Source organism: Leptodesmis sp., assembly GCF_052746595.1.
Genome location: NZ_JBRAGO010000183.1, coordinates 1 through 4,045 on the forward strand (window position 1 = coordinate 1; position 4,045 = coordinate 4,045).

Below are 4,045 nucleotides of genomic sequence, written 5' to 3' on the forward strand. Positions count from 1 at the left end.
CTTCTGGTTTGAGGGAATCGAGGCTGATATTAATTCGTCGCAAGCCTGCGTCATACAACTCCTGGGCCAGATCTGCCAGTAAGAAAGCATTGGTCGTCATCGCCAGATCCTGGGTTTCAGGGAGGGCGGAGATCGATCGCACAATCTCCACTACATCCGGTCGTACCAGTGGTTCTCCACCCGTGAGCCGAAAGCGAGTAAAGCCAACCGGAATAAACACCTCCTGCAGCAGGAGCATTAATTCATCCCGTGTGAGTAAGTTCTGCTGCAACACATAATCAAGATCTGCCCCTTCCGGCATACAGTACTGACAACGGAAATTGCAGCGGTCAATTAAGCTAATACGAAGATAGTCGATCTGATTCATGCTCCCATTGTTAACCATGTGCTAGAGATAGGGGGCAACCAAATCATGGAATTTGCAGAGAATAATGAGGATAATCAAGTCCAGGATTTGAAGGATTATGGAAGAACTCTCCAACCGTCTCTAATGGGTAGAAACTGAGCGATCGCGATCGGGATCAACGACTATTACAATCTGCAACCGTTGCATTATGCAATGCAGGATGCGACATCGATGCGGGATTTTTTCCTCAGCCCAGCCATTGCCTTTGAGCAGGTTTACTACTTTTCCGATCAGTCCCCTCCGATCGAGTCTCCCCATGGCTCAATGCGATCGCTACCCACCTACGCCAACCTCAAGCGGTTTCTGCGAGAACGTTTTCAGCAGCCGTTTCTGGAGATGGGAGACAACCTCTGGTTCTTCTTTGCTAAACATGGGGAGTTGCATAAAGGTGCGATCCAGCTCAAATTCAAGCGATCTGCCTCTTAGCTCTGTTGCTACGAATGCGGTTTATGGAACTGAGTCAGGAGCATCAGTAGCAGAATTCTGCTCTGGAAATAGAGTACGCATCAATTGCCGCAGAGATTGTCCCCGTTGCTCATGGACAAACATCAGAGGCAGTAAGGCCAATAACCGGACGATCGCCGACAGGGCAAATAATCCCGGAATACCACCATAATTGGCAAACTCGACCAGAAATCCGCCTGCTGTGGTTCCCAGTGCTCCCGCCACGCCTGCAACTGCCGCTGCAATCCCAAAGTAAGTCGATTGATTTTTCACCGGAGCCACCCCCAACTGCAGATTGTTATTACACAAATCAATTCCGGCCCAAGTACCGCCGGCCAAAATGTGCAGCAGGGGAAATCCAAGCCAGAGGGAGAAGGAATTGGCTCCTGTGACTAACCACAGCAAGGGGGTCAGCGCCACCAGAACCCCGACCGAGAGCAGAATGGTTCGATTACCAATGCGATCGGCCAATCTTCCCCACAGTACTAGCAGGATTAAATTGGCTCCGGCCTGCAAACTGTTGTAAATCGTCACCCAGCGCAGGTCGATCGCCAGATTGTCCAGCATGTATAGATTGAAAAACGGCGCACTCAAGTTGACCGCAAACATCCAGATACCGAAATAGAGCAAGAAGAGGAGGAAGTTGGTGTCCTGGAGCAAGGCTGGAATTTTAGATTTGGGATTTGAGATTTGGGATTGTCCTTTGTCATCACCCTCTTGTTGCACTTGCGGATTCACATCCACCATCCAAAACTGGAATCCCAGGCTGATCAGGCCGCAGAGTGCACCAAGAATGAGCACCAGCCCATAACCTTGGATAGAACCACCTTTCCAGGAGGAAATGAACCAGCCGAGCAGAGGAACTGAGAGAAGATTAGCCAAGCTGGCGGCACTGTTGCGAATGCCAAAGTAGCGGCCCCGTAAGCGGCGAGGAACTAAGGTGGCTAACCAACTCAACCAGACGGCACTGCCCAGTGCACCCGTAAGGTGGCTGACAAGAACGATCGCTAACGTCCACAAGATCAACAGGGACGAGTCAAGCCTGCCCCACCCAGAGATCAGAATTCCGGCAGCTAACAGCACCCACAACAGGCGGGATGGCCCATATACCCAGAAGCAATACCAGTGACAACTGGTGGTGCGATCGCCGAGAAAGGCCCCGATCGGTTGCAGTAGATTTGCCAGCATGGGGATGGAGGCCAGCATCCCAATTTGAGTTGGGCTGGCATGTAGCTCCACTAGAAAATTGCTGAGGAGTACACCACCTACAATGTTGGAGAAGATTGTGGCAAACACCCCATCCCAGGTAGAGGCCCGTAGGCTGGTGCGAATTGCATTCTTCTCCGCCTGAATTAACTCTGATGGTGAAACTGTTAGTTCCGCTGCTTCTATCTCAAATTTCACAAGAGGCAGAGCCTCTGGAGCAATTGCCACATCTACTTCAGCTTTTGCAGCCTGTTCTGCCATGTTGATCTATTCACACCCAACTTGGATCCATCTTATGCACTCATAAAAATTATTTAACTAATCCTTAAGTGAGAAAAGGGGCTTAAAAATTTAAGCGGACAACTGTTCATCTAAAAACTGTTCCAGATCGGAGCCGAACAAGTCTTGCCAGGAGCCGAAACGCATATCCCGTTGACGATCCCATTCAGCCTCCATGGCAATCTGAATGGAGGGATTCATAGCGGCGAAAGAAATGGTCTTACCCAGGTTGGCTGCCCGTTCGATGCCAGAAACCAGGGTTTGGATACCGTATTCATCTACCGTCTCAACCCATAAGCAATCTACAATTACACCACTGACGGCTTGCTCCAGAGCCATCCCTAAAAGAATTTGAAATTCTCGGTAATTTGTACTGTCTAAATGGCCGATCGGCTGCAAAACGAGCGTATGAGGATCGAACTGGCAGGACAGTAATTCTTCAACTGCACAATCAGCAACATTCATCCCAAGATACATACAAACCTCGTGAAACAGACAGGCAAAGCATCAAGAAAAGTGATTGCCATTCAGACCTGGCGGTTTTTAGGGGCAACAACTCCAAAGTTCTGGATAGCCTTGATTCAGATGTCAAGCAAAGACCAGCCAAGTATGCGCCACTACGCTCTCAACTGAAGGACTCAGGAATAATTGCAGCAACTTTCTCAAAGGAGGGCACCTGAAAATTTGCCGCAGGTTTTGCGATATTCCCACTCACTTCTAGAGTGAAATACTTTTTAATAGAGTATGCGGTTGGTACCACAGAAGCTCTGTGTTTTCCGTCATTTCTTGATGTGATTTAAATCACATCTTAAACACTTCAACTATGGAGAAAAATCATGCGGCTAGAAGTAGCCTTCCCCTGTTGCCGCCATTGACAACAGGAATAGGAGGAGTTTTCAGGAAAACAGACTGCTTGAAAAACATTTTGGAACCTGAAACCAGTTGGATTTAGGCAATTGAAAATAGCCATGCTGTAGGGAACGCTAAATCTGTTAACTAGGTTGGCCTGGCTCTTTCAAATCAGAAGGAGAAAATTCCCCTATGAAACGCCTGATTATATGTTGTGATGGAACCTGGCAAACCCTATCCAGCCCCTATCCCACAAATGTAGTGAAAATGGCTGAGGCTGTAAGATCAACAGCGGCGGATGGTACTCCTCAAATCGTTTACTATCATGAGGGTTTGGGCACTGGTGATTCTTGGAACAAGCTGACGGGAGGAGCCTTTGGCTGGGGAATTGATCAAAATATTCAAGATGCTTACCGTTTTCTGTGCTTGAATTATGAGCCTGAAGATGAAATCTATCTGTTTGGCTTCAGCCGGGGAGCCTATACGGTTCGCAGTCTGGCTGGTCTGATGCGCTGCTCTGGTTTGTTATCCCGCCAGAATATTTGTAGAGCACCAGAAGCCTACGAAATTTACCGCGATCGCGATCGCAAGCTAACCGAGAAAGTCAACGCTGCAAAAGATATTAACGATGGTGTTCGACGAGAGGCCGAGGTTACCCTGCTTGGTTGTTGGGATACGGTGGGCCAACTGGGGGTTCCCAACCAGATTCCCCTGCTGCCTGCAGACGAATGGCTGAATCAGCGATATCAATTTCACGATTGCGAACTCAGCAACATCATTAAAAACGCCTTACACGCTGTTGCCATTGATGAACAACGAAAGGTCTTTAACTATTGAGGGGTTGGGGGAGCTATAAGTCCC

Annotated in this window: 5 protein-coding genes; 2 read left to right on the plus strand and 3 right to left on the minus strand. The window is 48.7% G+C overall.

Annotated elements, in window-relative coordinates; translation table 11 throughout:
* On the minus strand, nt 1-385 hold a 385-nt coding region (locus ACUVQO_RS22610), incomplete at its 3' end, for a radical SAM protein (RefSeq protein WP_445928076.1).
* Between the two features lie 174 nt (nt 386-559).
* On the opposite strand from ACUVQO_RS22610, the gene ACUVQO_RS22615 reads away from it, so the two are divergent.
* Nucleotides 560-832 (plus strand): hypothetical protein, encoded by a 273-nt coding sequence (locus tag ACUVQO_RS22615; RefSeq protein ID WP_445928077.1) that lies wholly within the window; start codon nt 560-562, stop codon nt 830-832.
* A gap of 21 nt (nt 833-853) precedes the next feature.
* Here ACUVQO_RS22615 and ACUVQO_RS22620 read toward each other — a convergent pair whose 3' ends face one another.
* Together ACUVQO_RS22620 and ACUVQO_RS22625 are read right to left on the minus strand one after the other, a co-directional pair.
* Nucleotides 854-2,317 (minus strand): MFS transporter, encoded by a 1,464-nt coding sequence (locus tag ACUVQO_RS22620; RefSeq protein ID WP_445928078.1) that lies wholly within the window; start codon nt 2,315-2,317, stop codon nt 854-856.
* A 90-nt stretch (nt 2,318-2,407) separates the two neighbouring features.
* Entirely contained in the window at nt 2,408-2,812 is a 405-nt protein-coding gene (locus ACUVQO_RS22625; protein WP_445928079.1) for an STAS domain-containing protein, read from the minus strand.
* A gap of 564 nt (nt 2,813-3,376) precedes the next feature.
* On the opposite strand from ACUVQO_RS22625, the gene ACUVQO_RS22630 reads away from it, so the two are divergent.
* Nucleotides 3,377-4,021 (plus strand): DUF2235 domain-containing protein, encoded by a 645-nt coding sequence (locus tag ACUVQO_RS22630; protein ID WP_445928080.1) that lies wholly within the window; start codon nt 3,377-3,379, stop codon nt 4,019-4,021.
* Nucleotides 4,022-4,045 lie beyond the last annotated feature (24 nt).